Origin of the sequence: Vibrio nitrifigilis, from assembly GCF_015686695.1 — a bacterium.
Lineage (GTDB): Bacteria > Pseudomonadota > Gammaproteobacteria > Enterobacterales > Vibrionaceae > Vibrio > Vibrio nitrifigilis.
Map to the genome: position 1 here is coordinate 814,611 of NZ_JADPMR010000001.1, position 19,739 is coordinate 834,349.

Consider the following 19,739-nt stretch of genomic DNA (forward strand, 5'->3'; position numbering starts at 1 on the left):
AACTAGCATTAAGCTAATTGTTGTAAAGTTCAATAAATAACCATGGATTTAGTTTTATATCAATTAGATGTTAAATTTGTTAATTAAATCGTTCTTCGTAGAAAGGAGACCATAATGACTAATAAAGATAATCCGTCATCAGGAAAATGTCCGGTGATGCATGGCGGTATGACTTCAACAGGTTCCACGGTAATGGATTGGTGGCCTAATGCTCTAAACCTAGACATTCTTCATCAACATGACAAGAAAACAAACCCTCTTGGTGAAGATTTCAACTACCGTGAGGAACTGAAAAAGCTTGATGTAGAAGCTTTAAAGAAAGACTTAAAAGAACTGATGACAGATAGCCAAGAGTGGTGGCCAGCAGACTGGGGTCACTACGGCGGCCTGATGATCCGTATGGCTTGGCACTCTGCGGGTAGCTACCGTACTGCGGATGGTCGTGGTGGTGCTTCTACCGGTAACCAACGCTTCGCTCCACTAAACTCTTGGCCTGATAACGTCAACCTAGATAAAGCGCGTCGTCTACTATGGCCTATCAAGAAAAAATACGGCAATAAAATCAGCTGGGCTGATTTGATGATTCTTGCGGGTAATATGGCGTATGAATCAATGGGCTTAAAAACTTTCGGTTTTGCATTCGGTCGTGAAGACATCTGGCACCCAGAGAAAGACATTTACTGGGGTTCTGAAAAAGAGTGGTTAGCACCATCTGGTGGTGAAGGTAGCCGTTACTCTGGTGAGCGTGATCTGGAAAACCCTCTTGCAGCTGTAATGATGGGCTTAATCTACGTAAACCCAGAAGGTGTAGATGGTACCCCTGACCCACTAAAAACTGCCGCAGATATGCGTGTAACATTTGCCCGCATGGCAATGAATGATGAAGAAACCGTAGCACTAACTGCCGGTGGTCACACTGTAGGTAAGACTCACGGTAATGGTGATGCTGCTGAGCTTGGTGCTGACCCTGAAGCGGCTGAAATTGAAGAGCAAGGTCTTGGCTGGAACAACCATACGTCTCGCGGTATTGGTCGTAATACGGTATCCAGTGGCTTGGAAGGTGCATGGACAACTCATCCAACCAAATGGGATAACGGTTTCTTCAAAATGTTGCTTGAGCATGAGTGGGAACTGAAGAAAAGTCCGGCTGGTGCATGGCAATGGGAACCAGTAGATATCGCAGAAGAAGATAAGCCTGTTGATGTTGAAGATCCATCAATCCGTCATAACCCTATGATGACAGATGCAGATATGGCGCTAAAAGTTGATCCTGAATACCGTAAGATCTCAGAACGTTTCTACCAAGATCCCGGTTACTTTGATGATGTGTTTGCTCAAGCATGGTTTAAACTTACACACCGTGATTTAGGCCCTAAAGCAAACTACGTTGGTCCAGATGTACCAGCAGAAGATTTGATTTGGCAAGATCCAGTGCCAGCGGGTACAACAGGTTACGATGTTGAAGCAGTTAAAACGAAAATTGCAGCAACAGACCTAACGATTTCTGAGCTTGTATCAACAGCATGGGATAGTGCACGTACCTTCCGTGGTTCTGACCTACGTGGTGGTGCAAACGGTGCTCGCATCCGCTTAGTTCCACAAAACGCATGGGAAGGTAATGAACCCGAGCGTTTGGCTCGAGTGCTTGCAGAGTTAACTAAGGTTGCTGAAGAGTTCGGTATTAGCATTGCTGATACTATCGTTCTTGCGGGTAACGTAGGTATCGAGAACGCGGTGAAAGCAGCAGGTTACGACTTTGAAGTGCCTTTCGCTGCGGGTCGTGGTGATGCAACGGCAGAGCAGACTGACGCAGAGTCATTTGATGTTCTTGAGCCTGTTGCTGATGGCTTCCGTAACTGGCAGAAGAAGCACTACACAGTGACTCCTGAAGAGATGTTACTAGACCGTGCTCAATTACTAGGTTTGACAGCTCCAGAGATGACTGTGCTAATTGGTGGTATGCGTGTGTTAGGTACTAACCACGGTGGCAGCAAGCACGGTGTGTTTACTGACCGCGTAGGAACGTTGACCAATGACTTCTTCGTGAACCTAACGGACATGGCTTTCACCTGGAAACCAACAGGTCGTAACTCTTACGATATCTGTGACCGTAAGACGGGCGAGGCGAAGTTCACTGCAACTCGTGCTGATCTGGTATTTGGTTCAAACTCTATCTTGCGCTCTTACGCTGAAGTGTACGCTCAAGATGATAACCAAGAGAAGTTTGTAAAAGACTTCATCGCAGCCTGGACTAAAGTGATGAACGCGGATCGTTTTGACTTAATCTAATACGATTAAATCAATATGAAGAATGAAAGCTCCTGCCATTGGCAGGAGTTTTTTTATTGTCAGACACTACAGAAGATGAGGAACTTGAAAGGCTAGCTGCATTGGTTGAGGAGTATGAGGAAAAACACTTCCCCATTTAAGAACTGTAACGCACTTTTGCCCCAAATTGTGCCAGCCTAAGATTTGGGACACATTTCTTTTGTCATCATTTGACCTATTTATTCTAATATCTAAACATGTAGTTAGTTTTGTGTGGGATGTCATACTGATACTGTCTTCACTTTGAATTTTGAGTTTGTTTTTTAATCAAGAAAAACAATATGATAAGTGAATTTGTTCGGTATTTCCCTCTACACTTATATGGAATGAGATACTGTTATGTTTCTGGAGGAATATGAGCAACAGGGATAATTTTACACCTTCGGTTAAGAAAACAATGGCCGAAAGAGTTGCGTGGAGATGTAGTTTCCCTAATTGTGGAGTAATTACTGTCGGGCCGAAAATGGGAGATGACTCTAAGTCAATGAATCTTGGTGAGGCTGCTCATATCCATGCAGCATCGCCAGATGGGCCCCGCTATGATGCAACGATGTCCTCTGTTCAAAGAAAAGCTATTCAGAATGGAATTTGGATGTGCCGTAGTCATGCAACATTTATAGATGCGGATTTTACTGAATTTTCAGCTGAAACTCTTCGATTGTGGAAAGCGCAAGCAGAAGAGCATGCATATAATAATCTGAAGTACCAAGAGCGATATGTTTTTGAAGACAACAGCACCTTAATAGCCATTGGTTTTAAAATCATTATAAATGGGCATTGGGAATCGGCTGCTCAAAATGAATGGCGATTCAAGCTGGACTCGTTTCTAAAAGGCTCAAGAAATGAATTGGATAATTATATTTCAAATTTATCTTCGATAAAGACAGAAGATAAATTTGTTCTTGTTGAATCTCAAGGAGATGCTAGAAAAATAAAAGAGCCAATTGAAATCATTTATGGAGAGGATGGAAAGATTTCACTCGTCATAAAAGTAGAGAATAAGTATGAACCCATAGATCCAAACTTATCAGGTTGTGATTTGGCAATTGGGGATGATGGCGATATCAGTTTCGAAAATGGCGATCTGAAAATGGTTTCCGGCATGGATGCCGCGATTCAACATCTAACTGTTGCAACGGGTACTGTATATGGTGAGTGGTGGGGAGACCCTACTGTGGGGTCATTTGTTTCAGAATACTACCGTGATTATCATGAAGACTTAGAGACTTTATCCAAGTTGATTAAGCTCGAATTTATAAGGCTATCGTTGATACCAACACCCGATGATGAAAATAACCCAGACTCTAGGCCGGCTTTGGGGTTTGTAAATAGATTTGAAAGGGTAACAATCAAGTCTCCTCTGTTAGTCGATCATAAACTAAGTGTAGACGTTGAGTTAGAGTGGGGTAATCATGAAAAGTGGGCTGGGAACGTACCAATATGGATTAACGAAACATAAAAAACGCATGTTGACGGACTGGTTTTCCGCTTAGCTCCAAACCAGCCGCAAATGCGGGCGTTAGGCTAATCATGAAATTCGAGATATAGGTAACTAATGAGTAATTTATTCAAAGAAAAATTAGAAAATTTGCATAGTGCTTTAATGAGTACACACAAAGATACCATTGGTTATACGTCTCCTGTACTTGGCGCTGAAAGAGAGATTGTAACTAAGCAACTTTTGTCACATATTCTACCTCCGTCCTACAGAGTTGGCTCTGGTGCAATTATCGATGAAGATAATCGAAATACAGGGCATGTTGATGCAATCATCGAGCAGCCTTTCTCGCTGAGCTTTCCAGTAGCTTCGGAAGCTAACAGACTGTATGTTGCGGGTGCAGTAGGTGCTGCTTTTGAAATAAAGTCAGACTTATACAACCAAAAAAAGAAGCCCTAGATAAAGTTAAAGAAATCAAAAAAATTCAGAGGTATGCTGTCACTGGCAGTGAGTTTGTTATGAATAGCACTTTGCGTATACCAACTTTCATAGTTTCGTTTAAAGGTTATAGCAAAATGTCTTCATTAACGGATCATTTCATCAAACCAACAGATTTTAGCTATCCTGACGGCGTTTTTGTTATAGAAAGTGAGTTATTTTATGGTCGCTCTGCGGCAGGGAATTGGTACGAAGGGTCTGGGAAATCACAGTCAATGTTGGCATTTATTTCTTGTGTAACTGAATCGTTAAAGGTGTCTAACCAGCAACGGTTCTCTTTATCAAATTATTTTTCACTACTGGACTAGCCGTACGTTTAAGGTTTCAAGCCACTTTTTCTTATGTGAACTAATGCCACCACGTCATTTAATCCAAGAAGCTTTTGCCCCAAGGCGTTCTAGCCGAGGTATCATTATGGCGTGATTAAGTCGTGTTATACCCTAATATAAGTAATGTGACGTACTTTGAGTAACTAAATTGTTTGTCCGCTTCCGATAACCAAATTATTGCGATACGCTACCCATATGTATGAAGATGCTTTGATATGATGGCGATAAAGTGACTAAAACAAGAGATAACCATTTTGTGCCGCAATGGCACCAAAAAGGCTTTATGGATGAGCGAGATAATCAGCTTTGCCATTTAATGCGCCGAGACCTTGACCTGAAGAATGGTGAAACCAAAACGGTCTATTCCAAGAAATGGCAAACTTCCGCTCAACGTTTCTATAAAAAAGATCTCTATTCAACATTTTGGGGAACAGAAGTTAATGATGAGATCGAACAAAAACTCTTTGGTCCTATTGATGACAATGGCTCTATAGCTATTCGTGCATTCCTAACTGACGACCAATCTCAATGGCATCAGAATTTTCAGAATCTATTCATTTATCTTGATGCTCAAAAGCTAAGAACACCAAAAGGTTTAGACTGGATTCAGAGTAAATACCCAGAACTAACTCAGCTACAACTCATGATGGAAATGCAATCTCTGCGGTCTATGCACTGTACTTTCTGGGCTGAAGGTGTACGGGAACTAGTATCTGCTGAGAATTCTGACGTTAAGTTTATAGTGTCAGACCATCCAGTGACAATTTACAACTATGCCTGCTCTCCAGATTCTGAGTTGTGTGGATACCCTAGTGATCCTGATATTTCCTTAAAGGGGTCGCAAACCATATTTCCTTTAGATAAGAATCGATGTTTGATTCTGACGAACCTTGAATATGCTCAGGACCCAGATAACGTAAATCCGCTTCAGCAACGAACCAATGCCACCCGTATTCGTCAAAGCATGGTCAACACCATTGAGTTTATCAACTCTCGTAAATTAACCTCAGACGAAGTGAGCAAAATTAACTACGTTATTAAAAATAGAGCTCAATCATCAGTTGCAGCAGGCAAAGAGGAATGGCTATACCCTGAAAATGATTTAACTTGTGATTGGGCTGATATAAGGCACATCCTGTTGCCTCCATCTGGTGAACTGTACAGATATGGTGGTGAAATGTTTGCCAAGTTTGAAGATGGATCCGTTCACTATCAGGATGCATTTGGCCGGATTACACCTCCAAATGATTACCTGAACAAGAATATCGACGAAGCTCAGATTGGTCGAAATTCCCTTTGTGGTTGTGGTAGTGGCCGAAAGTACAAGAATTGTTGTCGTAACGTTCCTGTAGACCTGCGCGCTACTTGGGATGTCGCAAGTATTCGTGAGCGAAATCTAGCATTTTGCAACTGTATTCGTAATGTTCTTGGTTTAGATAGCGGTAAAACATGGTTGGATGTCAGGCGCGAACTATCTGACGATCAGATATCCAAAATCTACGGTTTCTATTCATCCTTGTGGCCTCGTGAAACTGATATTTACTCGCTGCTTCCCAAGCCCGATGGAAAATTTAGAGGGCTGTATACAGGCCCATTAGACGTGCGGGTGATTGGTGCTCATGCATTACCGTTGGCGTCTGCATTTGACGAATTTTTGATAGAAACACCAATAACCAATCCTAACAATATCAGGCCAGAATTTAGCCCAACAGAATCACCAAGCAAGTATAAATATCAAGCATTAAAGGATTTTTTATTCATGCTTGAGATAGAGCCGTTTATTGGGCTCGGCCTAGTTAACCTTATTCCCAATCCAAGCGAATTTGACCTCAGTCTAATGAGAGCCATGATGGACATGGCTAGAGATCGGGCTCGTCCAGACGAGATAATCTGCGAGCAAGATCGGCGACTATACCTTTGTCTGTCAACTGAAGACTTGCTAAATTCAATAGCGATGATGCCTAGAGGCGCGAAAATCCAAGTGCTAATGCATCAGTTTGGGTTAACTGAAGAAATGGCAACAGAGAGCATTTCCGAATTAGAACTCCATGCAGAGGCTTCACCACTGATGATGTTGCAACAGATGAATGCTGGAGAAGGAGGGCAGTTCATGCAGTTTAGAATGGGGCCAAATTATGAAATGGCACTGTTTGTTGCACAGGTAACAGGTTCAGTAATAATCACAGACAGTAATTCGAGATGGCGAGAATTAGTTTCAGCACAACACAGGGAGCAGGGAGTAATAAACTATCCATGGTTCGATGCTTTGAGTCAATTAAGCTCAATTCCTATCGATTACCAGTTCCTAGAAACGTTTCAGAAATCTCAACGTCACTTCGCTATAGCCAGAAATCTTATACAGACGGCAGATCGTATGGTCTTGGGCGACGATCGTGATGTAGCTAAATTGACTCGATTAGCTGGTCAGGCTAGAGAGCTTGTTGACCAACTCGAACAAGTTAACGATCAGTTAGTGACCAGTTCATTCAAAGTACTCTGCCCAGAGGGTGGATTCTATGACACTAATGTTCAACGGTTATTGGCTCAGTCTGGATGTCTGAGATATGACAATCGAGTCAGGTCGATTTACGGTATTGGTCTTCCAGAATAAACTATATTAAGAGCCGACAGCTAATTCGGGTAAGTACAGAACTGTACCACCTATGCTAGACACGCCTTTAGGAGACTTTCCATACCTGAAATAATTCACAATTTGCTAAATTAGCAAAGTTACTAAAACAGTTTTGTCCAGAAATCAGTTACAGACACGTTGTTCATGTCTGTAAATCTATATGTAATTTTCCTACATTCACTATCACTTGAAATTACACTACTTCAAAATGGGACAACTTATGCTTTCAATTTGGGACACGTTATGGTTTCAGGGTGTTGTTAACTAATTGATTGTAGGTAGGGTAGTAGGACACTATATGCTTTCAGCGACATTTGGCTCCGTAAAAATTCCCCTTTCTTTTTCACATAGTTAGTTTAGTACACTCTGTCAGATCTGTCTTTAATCTCCATATCTTCTATTAAATTTTTCATGATGGTGATTCGCGTTATTTCTTGTCATTCGAGTGAGTACCCATACTCTTTATTATCTGATTATCCTTGCCGGTTAAGATCACCAATAACAGCATTAGATCCCGACGACCAAAAAAATGGTCGTTTCAAGCAATAAGTTGCCTAATAAAACCAAAAATTGCCCTACTAGTTCCTTTATTAATATAACCCATTGATTTTATTGTGCATAAAAATGGCACTGCAATTGCTTTAGTAGATATAGCGCATTATTTAGCGTCCCAACTACTTATTGAAAGGAATTTGCAATGCCAACTCCATGTTATATCTCTATCGAAGGTCAAACCCAAGGTCTTATCACTGCAGGCGCATGTACTGCAGATTCAATCGGTGACTCTTATGTTGAAGGTCACGAAGATGAAATGTTGGTTCAAGAGTTTGACCACAGTGTAACTGTACCGACTGATCCTCAATCTGGTCAGCCTTCTGGTCAACGTGTACACAAAGCATTTAAATTCACTGTGTCATTAAATAAAGCGGTTCCTCTACTTTATAACGCACTGGCATCGGGTGAAAAAATGTCTTCTGTGACATTAAAGTGGTACCGCACTTCTATTGAAGGTAAGCAAGAAAACTTCTTCACAACGACTTTGGAAAACGCATCAATTGTTGATATCCGTTGTGAAATGCCACACTGCCAAGATCCAACAAAATCTGATTTCACACAAAACCTAACTGTGTCTTTGACTTACCGTCAAATCACTTGGGATCACGTGAACGCAGGTACTTCTGGTTCTGACGACTGGCGTAAGCCTGTTGAAGCGTAATTCGCTTTAAAAGATAAATATCTATCTAGATAGCATGATAAAAGCGCCAGTAATATTGGCGCTTTTATCGTCTTTATGAGCGTAAGTTTGTGATTTTGCTTCCGAAATAGAAAGCATTAGCGAAATTCTCAAACGCCGTTTGTGGTGGGCAAACATTTCTTTTAAAGCCAAACGATAGTGTAAACCCGATAAGGCGTTATTGCCGAGTTTATGGGGTTTAGATTATTAAAATATAGCACAACCAATTTGGTTAGGGGTAAGCATTCAATGGCAACATTAGGTTATACATTTACCGTCGATGGTCAGGACGATGATGCATTACTTGTCACTCGTTATGAGGGGCAAGAATCTATTTCTGACTCGATCACACAATCGGGATCACCTTGCTTTGGTTTCCGTTACCAATTGGAGTTAGCGAGTCGCAATACCAGCCTTAAAGCGGAAAACATTGTCGACAAAGCCGGCTTATTGACAGTATGGCTTAATGGAGAACCCGTTCAATATGTGCACGGTATTGTGCGTTCTTTTACGTTGGGTGATATCGGCCATAACCACACCTTTTATAAATTGACGCTGGTGTCAGCGTTAGAACGATTATCTCTCCGTCGTAACAGTCGTATTTTTCAAACGAAAACGGTTCAAGACATCATTTCAACGTTACTCGATGAAATGAAAATTACCGATTATTCATTCTCTTTGAAACGTACTTTATCGCAGCGAGAGTTTTGTGTTCAGTATCGTGAAAGTGACTTGGAGTTTATGCATCGTCTCGCGGCAGAAGAAGGGATTGTGTATTACATCAAACATGAAAAAGGTAAACATACCGTGATGTTTACCGATGATACTTCCAAGTTGAAAAAGTCAGTTGAAGTGCCATACAACGTACTCTCAGGTGGTGCGACTGATACCCCTTATATCTCAGCGCTTGAAGTGGATTACCAAAGCGAATCAAGCAGTGTTGTCATGCAAGATTACAGCTTTAAAAAACCGACATACGGTTTTTTGCAGGAGCAAAAGGGGCAGAATCTCGATCATCAGCAAACGATGTATGAGCATTTTGATTTTCCTGGGCGCTATAAAGACGATACGTCAGGTAAAGCCTTTAGCGAATTTCGCATGGAATATCTGCGCCGTAATGTGATTTTAGGCAAAGGATTATCGAACGAACCTGCTTTACAAGCCGGCGTGAAATTCGCACTCACCGATCATTTGCAAGATTCGATGAACAGTGAATGGCTGGTGACGGTAATCACCCACCAAGGGACACAACCTCAAGCATTGGAAGAGGAAGCAGGGAGTGGCGGCACCACTTATTCCAACCAATTCCAATGTGTTCCGGGCAAAACGTTATGGCGAGCCGCTCCTCAGCCGAAACCGCAGGTTGATGGCCCGATGATAGCTAAGGTGGTTGGCCCATCAGGAGAAGAAATCTTTTGTGATAAAGATGGCCGCGTGAAAGTGCATTTCCCATGGGATAGAGAAAGCCAACAAAATGAAAAGAGCTCGTGTTGGGTGCGTGTTTCTCAAGGCTGGGCCGGCGGACAATACGGCTTTATTGCGATTCCTCGCATCGGCCATGAAGTGATCGTGTCATTTTTACATGGCGATCCAGACCAACCCATTATTACTGGGCGTACTTATCATGCCACTAACGTCGCTCCTTATTTATTACCCAATCATAAAACGCGCACAGTACTGAAAACTCAGACCCATAAAGGTGATGGGTCAAATGAAATTCGTTTTGAAGATGAATCCAGTATTGAGCAAATTTATATTCACGCACAAAAAGACCAAGATATTGTGACCAACAATATTCATCGCGAGTCAGTGGGCGTTGATCAACACACCCGCATTGGGCGCCATAAATACGAGATGATTACAGAAAATGAACATCGTCTGGTTGGCAAAAATGTCACCGAAGAATATGGCCAAGACCACCACCAAAAAGTGGGGAGAAATATTGTGCAGCGCGTGTTGGGGAAAGTCAGTCGTTATATTACTGGCGGGGTGATCAATAAGATTGATGGCAGTTCTGTTACCCAAGTGGCCGCTTCTGAAGAGAAAGAAATCGGCGCAAATCAAAGAATTAAAGTGAGTAACGAAAGTTATCTCAATGCGAAAACAGTGGTGTTAGAAGCCAATAGCTCACTGACCATAAAAGGGCCGGGCGGTTTTGTGAAAATCGATAGTGCGGGCGTGACGATCTCTGGAACCAAAGTGAAAATCAACGAAGGTGGCTCTCCTGATACAGGAACAGCGCCGACTATGGTCACGCCAGATGATACAGATAAACCGCAAGAACCAGATAAACCGGATCAAAGGGGTTAAATATGCCTAAAGCAGCAAGGCTTGGCGATACTGCGGGGGGGCACGGTTGTTTTCCACCAACCGCCATTATTGCCGGTAGTTCCGATGTATCGATTAATGGTAAACCGGCTGCTCGAAAGGGGGATGCCGCTCTATTGCACTCTTGCCCGTGTCCTTATGTGGTTCATGGTGTGCATGGACGAACGATCAATGCTGGCTCTTCAACGGTGTCGATTAACGGTAAACCCGCGGCCCGCGTGGGGGATGCGATTGATTGTGGTGGTTCGGTTGCTTCTGGTTCGGGTGACGTTTTAATTGGTGACACGCCCTACAGTTCTACAACGCAATCATGCGGTGAAGGCGCGGCGCAAGAGCAATCTACATTCTTAAAGATATTGCCATTGGCCGAACCCATATCAGCGGTCTGGAATAGTCCTGTATTCTCTTCCGATATGTTCAGTGACCTGATTCAGGAACAATTAACGAGTACGGCAGTGGATTTAGCGGTAGATAACACCTTGTCAAAATCAGCTTCAACGTCAGCAAGTTCTAGCAAGTTAACCAGCAGTTCGAGTAACAAAGCTAGTTCGACATCTTCTACGTCAAAAATGTGAGAGTAGAAAGTGCAGCCATTTCCACTTGTTAATCGCTTAAAGAACTCAAAGTGGGCGATTTGCACCAATTAGCAAGTGAGGTGAAGCAGTGATTAAGTGGGTAATTGTTGCTGTTATCGTGATGGCACTGACCATAGTTGTTGGCGGAGTAGTTAAAAAAATGAGTAATAAAATCAACCCGAAAGATCTATTTTCTGGCCCCATGCTAGAGGTGGCGCAAGCCGTTAATAGTCAGGATATTGAAAAAATAAAGCAGCTCGCATCGCAACTGGATGATATTAATGCACGGGGTGAGCATGGAGTCACATTATTAGTTTATGCGGTTATTGCCAATAAATTGGATGCAATTAAGGTGTTGATGGAGCTGGGCAGTGATCCTTCTATTGACATTCCCGAACAAGGTAATGCGGGTTACATTTCTATGTGGCACCCTGATGCAAAGGCGTTAGAGGTGCTATTGCAATCAGGCATGGATCCTAATTTAAACGAAGAAGGAGATCCGCTGATATTTCATAGTCATAATATCGATGAATCGAACTCATTGCCGGTGTTGGTGCAATACGGAGCGGACGTGAACGCTCTTAATGAAAAAGGAGAAACTCCGATATTCGGTATGCTATCGGTTCAATTTAAAAATGCTTTGTACTTACTCGACCATGGCGCTGACGGTCATTATGTTACCTCAGCAGGAATATCGGTAGCTTATAGTGTGGAGTTCGAATTAGAGCATATAGATCCTAACTCAGAAGCTTACCAGACGATGTTACAGATTAAGGAAAAACTAATATCTCAAGGTGTTAAGTTTCCAGCCCTTTCTCCATGGGGAGAGCGCTTTGTTCGCGATATTGTTTTCTGTAAGGAGCCTTCAGGGGATTACCCACGTAGTGAATGCAAAATAGAAGGGGTGAATCCTTTTGTAAAAGAGCCTTCGGATGAGATCAAACGCCAAGATGAGGCAATTTTGAAAGAACGCTACGGTATAGAGCATCAGTTTTGAACCAATTCCCACTTGTTGAACCACATCCAAATCCGCTATTCCCTGTGCTCGATAACGCTGCGGGGAAATTGGTGTATTTGTTGTTTGAGCAAGCGCTCTTTCCCGCTGCCAAAGAATTCTGGGACACCATGCAATATCGAGATGATGTGCAGTGGTGCTCGTTAGTCGCTGGGACACCTCTGGCTTATTTGGAAAAGGTGGCTCCCATTTTAATCTCAGTCACTGATGGTAATCCCGGAGAAACATTGTATTACTGGCTGTGTGAAAATGAAGATTTAGTAGAGCGTTTGGGTTTTGTGGGGGTATTTGATGGTTCATTTGAATCGCTCGCTCAACATTGGCAGCAGTGGGTTTATTTTATCAGTGCTAACGACAAGACCATGATGCTGCGCTTTTATGACGAAAAAGTGCTGCCTCGTTGGTTTGAGATATTAACACCAGCGCAAAAGCTGGATTTTATTGGTCAGCATGAGGCAGTTTACTATCCGATCCGAGAAGACGGCGTTATCCGGTTGCGTGAGTGTGAAATTAAGCAAGGCGCTGTCAAACGTGATGAGCTTAGTGAAGAAGATGCTGCGAGTTTTCCGATTACTCTGACTCAAGAGCAGCATGACCAATTTTATTATCCCGAACAGCTTGAAAGAATCATTGATCAAACCTATCGCAAAATTGCCCCTAACTCGGCGTGGATCTTATCTAGAGATAAGGTGGCAGAGCAATTCTACGAGGGAATGGAGATAGCCACCCAGCGATATCGAGATGTTTCCAAGTTGGATGCTCAGACCTTTGCGTTATATCGCTTTTATATTGCTGACCGTTTCTATGAACACCCGCTATTTCAGCAAATGTTAGGCCATTTCACACTGCGCAAAGCGATCGGTAAATTTTATGAAAAAGTGCAGGCTGGTGAGGTTGAGCTTGAAGACTACCGAACCGAATTTTGGTTAGGCATTGAAGGCGAGGCGAGATTATTACCATGAACGAACATCTAAATGGTACCGCTCTCGTCGCGATGGGAGACTGGAAGAAAGACCTGCAACAGCCGGGATGGTTTATTATCGCGGATGCTGCGATAAACAGTAACGTACGCAGTTTGGTCGCCGATGACAGAGCTATCGAACAACGCCTTTATTGGGGAAAAATGGGAGAGCAACATGCCTCCATTTCTCCCTACTTATTGCCAATGCCTGAGTGGCAATGGTTGAGTGACAATATTACCGCCATACCCCATTGGGGCGTAGCCGTGCAGCTTCATGAGTCTTTCCATTCTTATAAGCTTGATGAACAAATTCGGTTGGTGATGCAGCATTTTCGCGCATGGACATTGGTTGAGCTGCCAAATCAAGACACCGTCATTTTGCGATTAACTGATTGGGATATTTTTAACGTGTTGTGGAACGCGACACCAAATGAACGCCTTCCTGATCTGCAAGGGCCACTTAAAACGATCGGATATTGGTCAACTGGGGATGACAATGCAATGGTGCGCCATTGTGATTTCCCACTCTCTAGCACACCAATGGTGATGCCTAATCGCTTAGATGACACTCAATATCAAGCTTTAAGCTGGTGGAATGAACGTAAGATCTTCCAACAGTATCAGGATCACCTCTTTCAGCAGCACAAAATTACCCATGACTGGGACCAAGATGCTTGGCAAACCTTTATTCAAACCCATGTGGAACAGGCGCGCCAGTTGGGTTTTCAACAACAGGCTGAAGTCGCCACTTTTTTAAGCCTAACGGTGCTATTAGGCGACACATTTTATCTCGCCCCTTGGGCGCAACCCATTTTGCAATCGCCCCAATTTGTGGGCAATGAAAGCCGCATGGATCGCTTAGTCGCAGAGGCGGTCAACCATATCGATGAGGAATCAACACCATCATGAGTGACAGTAAAAAGGCCGAATTGTTGTCTAGTGCAGAGGCCGCGAAACAAAACTTTTCTACTGACAATGTCCTTGATGGCGGTTGTGTGGAATGTGGGTGTGAAATTTTTATTCGTTATCACTATGACAATGATAAGCCCATTGGGAATGCTTCTTTTGTTCTAACCGATAGCAATAAAACGGAAATTTCCGGACAAACTGATGCTAATGGGATGTGCAAAGTCACTAACATGGGCTGTGGTGGTTACGAATTGTTGCTTGGGGAAGGGAGTGATGAATTCAAGCCAACGTCAGTGGCTGAAAATAACCCTGTCATCCAAAAGAACCCTCAATATGCAGCACTCGCTGGTGAATATTTTGCGCTCTTTACCTTACTGCGTAAGGCGGGATGTTTGGTTTACGATGCGGATGATAGCAGCAATAGCCATGTTGATGTCGATCGCGATACTTGGAATGTGCCTGATAAGTATGAAAAAGCCTACGACCGTTTCTGGAAACTGTATTACAAGATAAACCAAGGCCCGACAGAACTGCGCATAGCGGTCAACAAAATGCACTGTAGTTTGGCTGGGGAATTAGCGGGTCATGCTCAAGATAACAGTGCGATTTTGCTATTCTGTCAAATTGCTTTGGGGTTTGTCCCTGTCGTTGGGCAAGCCATGGATCTTTACGATCTAGGCGACTGGGGTTGGCGAACCTATGAAGGAAAAAATCTCGATACTTGGCACTGGGCTGAAGGTGCTTTGGTGTTGATTGGTTTTATTCCGGGCCTTGGTGATGCGACCAAAAAAACCGGCAAAGCGATCATTAACGCCTTAAAAAAATCCGATTCACGGTCGATTCAGTTTGCTATCAAAGTCCTGCGCGGGTTATCAAACGGCAATATCGTTAAGTACTTAAAAGGGTTAGCTAGCACATTAAAAGAATACGCTAAAAAAGCACTCAGTCTGCTGGATCAAATTATTGATGGCTTAAAGAAAGTCGTCAACGAAAGTGACAGTTGGATCGTCAAACTCGCTGCGGGTGCTTTTGAAGGCATCATTAAAGCGATGGAAACGCTTGAGAAAAAAATCGATCAAATGATCAACTGGCTTATCAAGCAAGTGGAAAAATTCATTGGGAAAGTGACCACGCGAATTACCGGAACGAGTGCGCCGAAAAAAACATTGAAAGATGCTCAGCAACTCAATGCTGGTAAGGCGGACTTAACCCATGGCGATGGTAGTGCACAAGCGTCCAGAGAAGCTAAGGTTACAGAAAGTGAATCGGCAGCAAGCACCAATACACATGAATGCACTGGAACGGAACCTATCGATTTAAACACGGGTAAAATGCTAGAAACTCGTACCGATTTCACCGTCGATGGTCTAATGCCTCTCTCGATGACTCGTTATTACCAGTCGACAGGTAAACGCGAAGCAGGATTGCTGGGACGTTTGTGGCGCACCAATTGGGATATTAGCTTAGAGATTAATGGTGAAGAAGCGGAATGGGTCGATTATGATCATAGTCGAGCACTGTTCCCACTGCCTAGCGCAAATGAACCAGCACTTTCTATACGCAAACCCGGTTGGGTTCTGCAGCGTGATGGGTTTGATTTCACCCTAACCAATGTGTCTGGCCTGCAATATCGGTTTGGGTATGCATTGGGCAATACCCTTAAACTGAGCAAAATTACCGACGGGTTTGGTCATGAAACCGAATTCGTTTACGACCGCGGTACACTAAAAGGTGTGTTGTTGGCCGATGGTCGCTATGTCAAAGTCGCGACCCAGCACCGCCGAATTGAATCGGTGACCTTGTGTGATGCAAATGGTGAGCCTTTAGAAACATTGGCGACGTACGATTACGATGCGTATGGCAGTCTATTACAAGTGCGCGCAGGCCCCGGCTGTAACTTTGATTATCAATACGACAAACAAGGTTACCTCATTCGCTGGGATGACTTAGCGCATACCTGGGTTGAGCACGATTTTGACGAACAAGGGCGGGCGATTGCGACACGCTGCTCGGGCGATTTTTGGTGGGATAAAGTGCGCTATGATGATGAGCGCCATATCACCTACCATAACGATGCGTTGGGCGGAGTGGTGCAATACCATCTGGATGAGCGAAACCGAGCTATAAAAGTAGTGGCTGCCGATGGCGCTGAAACCTTGCAAGAGTGGCAAGGCGAGTTGCTTTCAGCCATCGTCAATCCACTTGGAGAGCGCACGGAATACACTTACGATGCGTTAGGTAACCTTACTTCGGTCACATTGCCTTCAGGCATTGCTCACCAATATCAATACAATGATGTTGGGCAGCTAACAGCTTATATTAATCCATTGGGCGCTAGTTGGGCGTTAGAGTACCACGCAGCAGGCACTCTCAAATCGGTAACCGACCCGGATGGTCATCAATGGCATTATGAATACAATGAGCACGGTTTACGCACGTTAAGTCAAGGCCCTGATGGGCTTGCGGTTCGTTATGATTATGACGACTTTGGTCGCTTAGTGCAGTTACGCCCAGAGATGGGTGAAGCGGTGAGTTTTGCTTATGACACGTTAGGCCGCTTAGAAGCGCGCACTATCGCCAATCAAACCCGTCGCTGGCGCTATGAAGATGCGCAGCGCATGCCAAGCCAAGTGTGGTATGAAGATGGTACCCACGCCAGCTTTAAATACGACATTGAAGGCAACCTTATTAAGGTAACGGATGCGCTGGGTAATGCATCAACCTTTACTTATGGGGCGTTTGATAAACTGCTCTCGGCGACGGACCCAATGGGGTCGGTCACCCAGTATCATTACAACCCGATGGCGGAGTTTGCTGGGGTCACCAACAGCCAAGGTCGCCAGTGGCGTTATGAGTTTGATGCCTGTGGTCGCATTCATACCGAGCGCCATTACGATGGACGTCAAGAGCGTTACCAATATGATTTGGCAGGGCGTTTGGTGCAACACACCAAACCCGACCAACACGCCTTAACCTACCTCTATAACCAAGATGGGCAGTTAACCGAAAACCACACCTTCGACCCACAGGGTGAACGCACCAGTCGCACTTGGTATGAGTATGACGATGCCGGGCGTTTAATCAGTGCGGAAAACGGCGATATTGACGTGGTGATGCAATACAGCTTGGGTGGCCAACTGTTGCAAGAGAGCCTAGGTGGCGTGCCGCTGACTCACCATTATGATAAAGCGGGCTATCGCGAACAACTGACCGGCACTCACACTCCACGCCAATACCAATGGCAACAAGGTCAGTTAGCTGGGCTGCAAGTGGGTAACCACCAAGCGTTACAGTTTAACTACACCCCCATGGGGTTAGAGCAGCAACGTTTAAATGGTCAAGGTTTTCACTTGCATCACGATTGGGATGAGAAAGGGCGATTACAAGCGCAGCGCTTAGGCACGCAAACTATCACGGGGATGCCACAAGCATTACGGGAATACCACTACGATAACCTCGACCGTTTAGTGGGCATTGATGATAACCACTGGGGCAGTGAACGCTTTGAGCTTAACCGCAATGGCCAAATTACCCAACGCACCTTTACGCCACACAAGGGCAGCCTACGCCAGTTTGTGACCTTGTTTGGTTACGACAGCGAACTGAACTTAAATGAAACGGCCAGCGCAACACAATACACCGATAATGTGGTGCCAATTAGCCAAGCGATACTGACCAAAGAAGCACGCCACTACGATAATGCAGGGCGAGTGGTGCAAGTAGGGCGCTTTACCTACCATTACGATGAGTGTGGTCGGGCAATACAGAAAGTAGAACGCAAAGAGGGCTTTCGCCCGCAAGCGACCCGCTTTACGTGGGATGAGCATGACCGCTTAACCCGGATTGAACTGCCTAATGGTGAACGCTGGCGCTACCGCTACGATGCCTTTGGTCGACGAGTTGCCAAAGAGTGTGAACAAGGCGCACAAGCCAGCCACCAAGTGCACTATCTTTACGATGGCGCGCAAGTGATTCAGCAAACGCTGAAAACGGCCAATGGTGAAGCCTTACAAAGCACAGAATACATATATGAACCGGGTTCGTTTAGACCGGTTGCGCAAGTCGATACCAACCATACGCTCGCTATTGAAAAACTGCATTACGTGGTGACCGACCACGCTGGCACCCCTCGGGAGCTGTGCGCGGAAGACGGTGATATTGTGTGGCGTGGTGAGCAAGGCTTATGGCATCGCCATACTCAGACATTACAAAGTAATGTGAAGCGGCTATTTGAAGATGCAGCCAACGACCCAGTACACTGTGATCTGCGTTATCAAGGTCAGCTTGAAGATAAAGAATCTGGGCTTTACTATAACCTAAACCGTTATTACGATGCGGACAGCGGCCAATACCTCAGCTCAGACCCAATAGGTATGCTGGGCGGCTTGCGACCTCAAGCGTATGTGCATAACCCAATGGAATGGGTGGATCCGTTGGGGTTATATTCTTTATTAAAACATTCTGGTATGGGGCATCATTTATTACCAAGATCAGTAGCGAAAAAATTAGCTTTAGATGATTTTTCACACAATAAAGCTATTGCTTGGTATCCCAATAGAGTCGCAGGAAGCGATGACTTACATAAGCAACTTCACAGACTATTGATCAATGAAGGTGTCCCATTTCATGGCAGTAAATTTGAAGGCTCTGTTAAAGATTTTTTTCAGCGAGCAAGAAAAGCATATTCAGGTATAAGTGAAAAAGGATTCTTAAAAATTCCTTATACAGATGAAATAATTAAGAGAAATGTAACACCAATAGAAGCGTTGAACATAATTGAAAAACATATATTAGAGGCACCTAAGCATGAACACTAACGTATTATCCCTTTCAGATTATGGTTTTTTCTTGATTTCACCAGAAAAAATGAAACAATTTTTGAAAGAAAAAAGGATTCGAGGTAAGAAAATATTAACAAAGCTAAATGAACATAATGATCTATATTTAGAATCGTTGAAGTTTGGGGCATGGTTGCCAATAGTGGAAGTTGATGCGATTGATTATACAATGATATTCAATCGTGATGAGTGTGTAGAAAACTGGGCAGTAGTTTGTGAAGTAGGTGAGTTTAATTTGTCTGTTGGAAGTGATAATGAAATTTGGTTAGGTAGTTTAATTAGCTTAGATAAATGGGATGCTAATAACTTTAAAGTAGAAGATGATGTTATATCATATTCTACCTTTTCAGGTGAGGTTTTAAATAAATTTATTAGGTATAGAATTAAAGAAGGTGAATATAAAGTTAAAATATCATCCTTAAAAAGAAGCAGGTCCGATGAGTATGGATTTTATTTTGATTTTAAAGAGGTTGATTTCTTTGATTGCATTATAGACCCACGCGATGAAAATTATGATTTTAATATCAAATAATATTATTAAGGTGTCTTTTACTGTAAGGAGTGTATTTGTTTTAAAATTGATGGAGGAAGTATATATTGTAGAATAAAATTTAATTCATTTTAGCTTGCATCATTGCGTTTAAATAGCAGATA

The 19,739-nt window shown here is 43.6% G+C and carries 12 protein-coding genes and 1 pseudogene; all 13 read left to right on the forward strand.

Annotated features, from left to right (window positions below; translation table 11 throughout):
- Positions 1-114 precede the first annotated feature (114 nt).
- Complete coding sequence (gene katG, locus I1A42_RS03710) at positions 115-2,289, forward strand: catalase/peroxidase HPI (RefSeq protein ID WP_196122695.1); 2,175 nt, start codon at positions 115-117, stop codon at positions 2,287-2,289.
- Between the two features lie 394 nt (positions 2,290-2,683).
- A complete protein-coding gene (locus I1A42_RS03715) occupies positions 2,684-3,787 on the forward strand; it encodes an HNH endonuclease (RefSeq protein WP_196122696.1) in 1,104 nt (367 codons plus the stop codon).
- Between the two features lie 96 nt (positions 3,788-3,883).
- On the forward strand, positions 3,884-4,225 hold the full coding sequence (locus tag I1A42_RS03720; RefSeq protein ID WP_196122697.1) for a DUF6602 domain-containing protein: 342 nt from the start codon (positions 3,884-3,886) through the stop codon (positions 4,223-4,225).
- A gap of 116 nt (positions 4,226-4,341) precedes the next feature.
- Positions 4,342-4,572, forward strand: coding sequence for a hypothetical protein (locus tag I1A42_RS03725; protein WP_196122698.1), 231 nt, complete (start codon positions 4,342-4,344; stop codon positions 4,570-4,572).
- A 250-nt stretch (positions 4,573-4,822) separates the two neighbouring features.
- Positions 4,823-7,204: a DUF4238 domain-containing protein gene (locus tag I1A42_RS25135; RefSeq protein WP_329604797.1), complete on the forward strand. Its 2,382-nt coding sequence runs from the start codon at positions 4,823-4,825 to the stop codon at positions 7,202-7,204.
- 718 nt (positions 7,205-7,922) lie between these two features.
- Positions 7,923-8,441, forward strand: a complete 519-nt coding sequence (locus I1A42_RS03735) for an Hcp family type VI secretion system effector (RefSeq protein ID WP_161157188.1) — start codon at positions 7,923-7,925, stop codon at positions 8,439-8,441.
- Positions 8,442-8,708: 267 nt separating this feature from the next.
- Positions 8,709-10,769 (forward strand): type VI secretion system tip protein TssI/VgrG, encoded by a 2,061-nt coding sequence (gene tssI, locus I1A42_RS03740; RefSeq protein ID WP_196122699.1) that lies wholly within the window; start codon positions 8,709-8,711, stop codon positions 10,767-10,769.
- 2 nt (positions 10,770-10,771) lie between these two features.
- Positions 10,772-11,068 (forward strand): annotated as a pseudogene (locus tag I1A42_RS25270) (PAAR domain-containing protein); the annotation flags it as partial.
- Positions 11,069-11,450: 382 nt separating this feature from the next.
- Entirely contained in the window at positions 11,451-12,359 is a 909-nt protein-coding gene (locus I1A42_RS03750) for an ankyrin repeat domain-containing protein (protein WP_329604798.1), read from the forward strand.
- On the forward strand, positions 12,356-13,339 hold the full coding sequence (locus I1A42_RS03755) for a DUF4123 domain-containing protein (RefSeq protein ID WP_196122701.1): 984 nt from the start codon (positions 12,356-12,358) through the stop codon (positions 13,337-13,339). Before I1A42_RS03750 ends, I1A42_RS03755 begins: the two co-directional genes overlap by 4 nt.
- Positions 13,336-14,247 (forward strand): DUF4123 domain-containing protein, encoded by a 912-nt coding sequence (locus I1A42_RS03760; RefSeq protein ID WP_196122702.1) that lies wholly within the window; start codon positions 13,336-13,338, stop codon positions 14,245-14,247. Before I1A42_RS03755 ends, I1A42_RS03760 begins: the two co-directional genes overlap by 4 nt.
- Positions 14,244-19,064: an RHS repeat-associated core domain-containing protein gene (locus I1A42_RS03765; protein WP_196122703.1), complete on the forward strand. Its 4,821-nt coding sequence runs from the start codon at positions 14,244-14,246 to the stop codon at positions 19,062-19,064. Before I1A42_RS03760 ends, I1A42_RS03765 begins: the two co-directional genes overlap by 4 nt.
- Positions 19,054-19,617, forward strand: coding sequence for a hypothetical protein (locus tag I1A42_RS03770; RefSeq protein ID WP_196122704.1), 564 nt, complete (start codon positions 19,054-19,056; stop codon positions 19,615-19,617). Before I1A42_RS03765 ends, I1A42_RS03770 begins: the two co-directional genes overlap by 11 nt.
- Positions 19,618-19,739: the final 122 nt, after the last annotated feature.

Coding starts and splice junctions, on each gene's coding strand:
- katG (WP_196122695.1), top strand. CDS start 115: ATGACTAATAAAGATAATCCGTCATCAGGAAAATGTCCGGTGATGCAT.
- I1A42_RS03715 (WP_196122696.1), top strand. CDS start 2,684: ATGAGCAACAGGGATAATTTTACACCTTCGGTTAAGAAAACAATGGCC.
- I1A42_RS03720 (WP_196122697.1), top strand. CDS start 3,884: ATGAGTAATTTATTCAAAGAAAAATTAGAAAATTTGCATAGTGCTTTA.
- I1A42_RS03725 (WP_196122698.1), top strand. CDS start 4,342: ATGTCTTCATTAACGGATCATTTCATCAAACCAACAGATTTTAGCTAT.
- I1A42_RS03735 (WP_161157188.1), top strand. CDS start 7,923: ATGCCAACTCCATGTTATATCTCTATCGAAGGTCAAACCCAAGGTCTT.
- tssI (WP_196122699.1), top strand. CDS start 8,709: ATGGCAACATTAGGTTATACATTTACCGTCGATGGTCAGGACGATGAT.
- I1A42_RS03760 (WP_196122702.1), top strand. CDS start 13,336: ATGAACGAACATCTAAATGGTACCGCTCTCGTCGCGATGGGAGACTGG.
- I1A42_RS03765 (WP_196122703.1), top strand. CDS start 14,244: ATGAGTGACAGTAAAAAGGCCGAATTGTTGTCTAGTGCAGAGGCCGCG.
- I1A42_RS03770 (WP_196122704.1), top strand. CDS start 19,054: ATGAACACTAACGTATTATCCCTTTCAGATTATGGTTTTTTCTTGATT.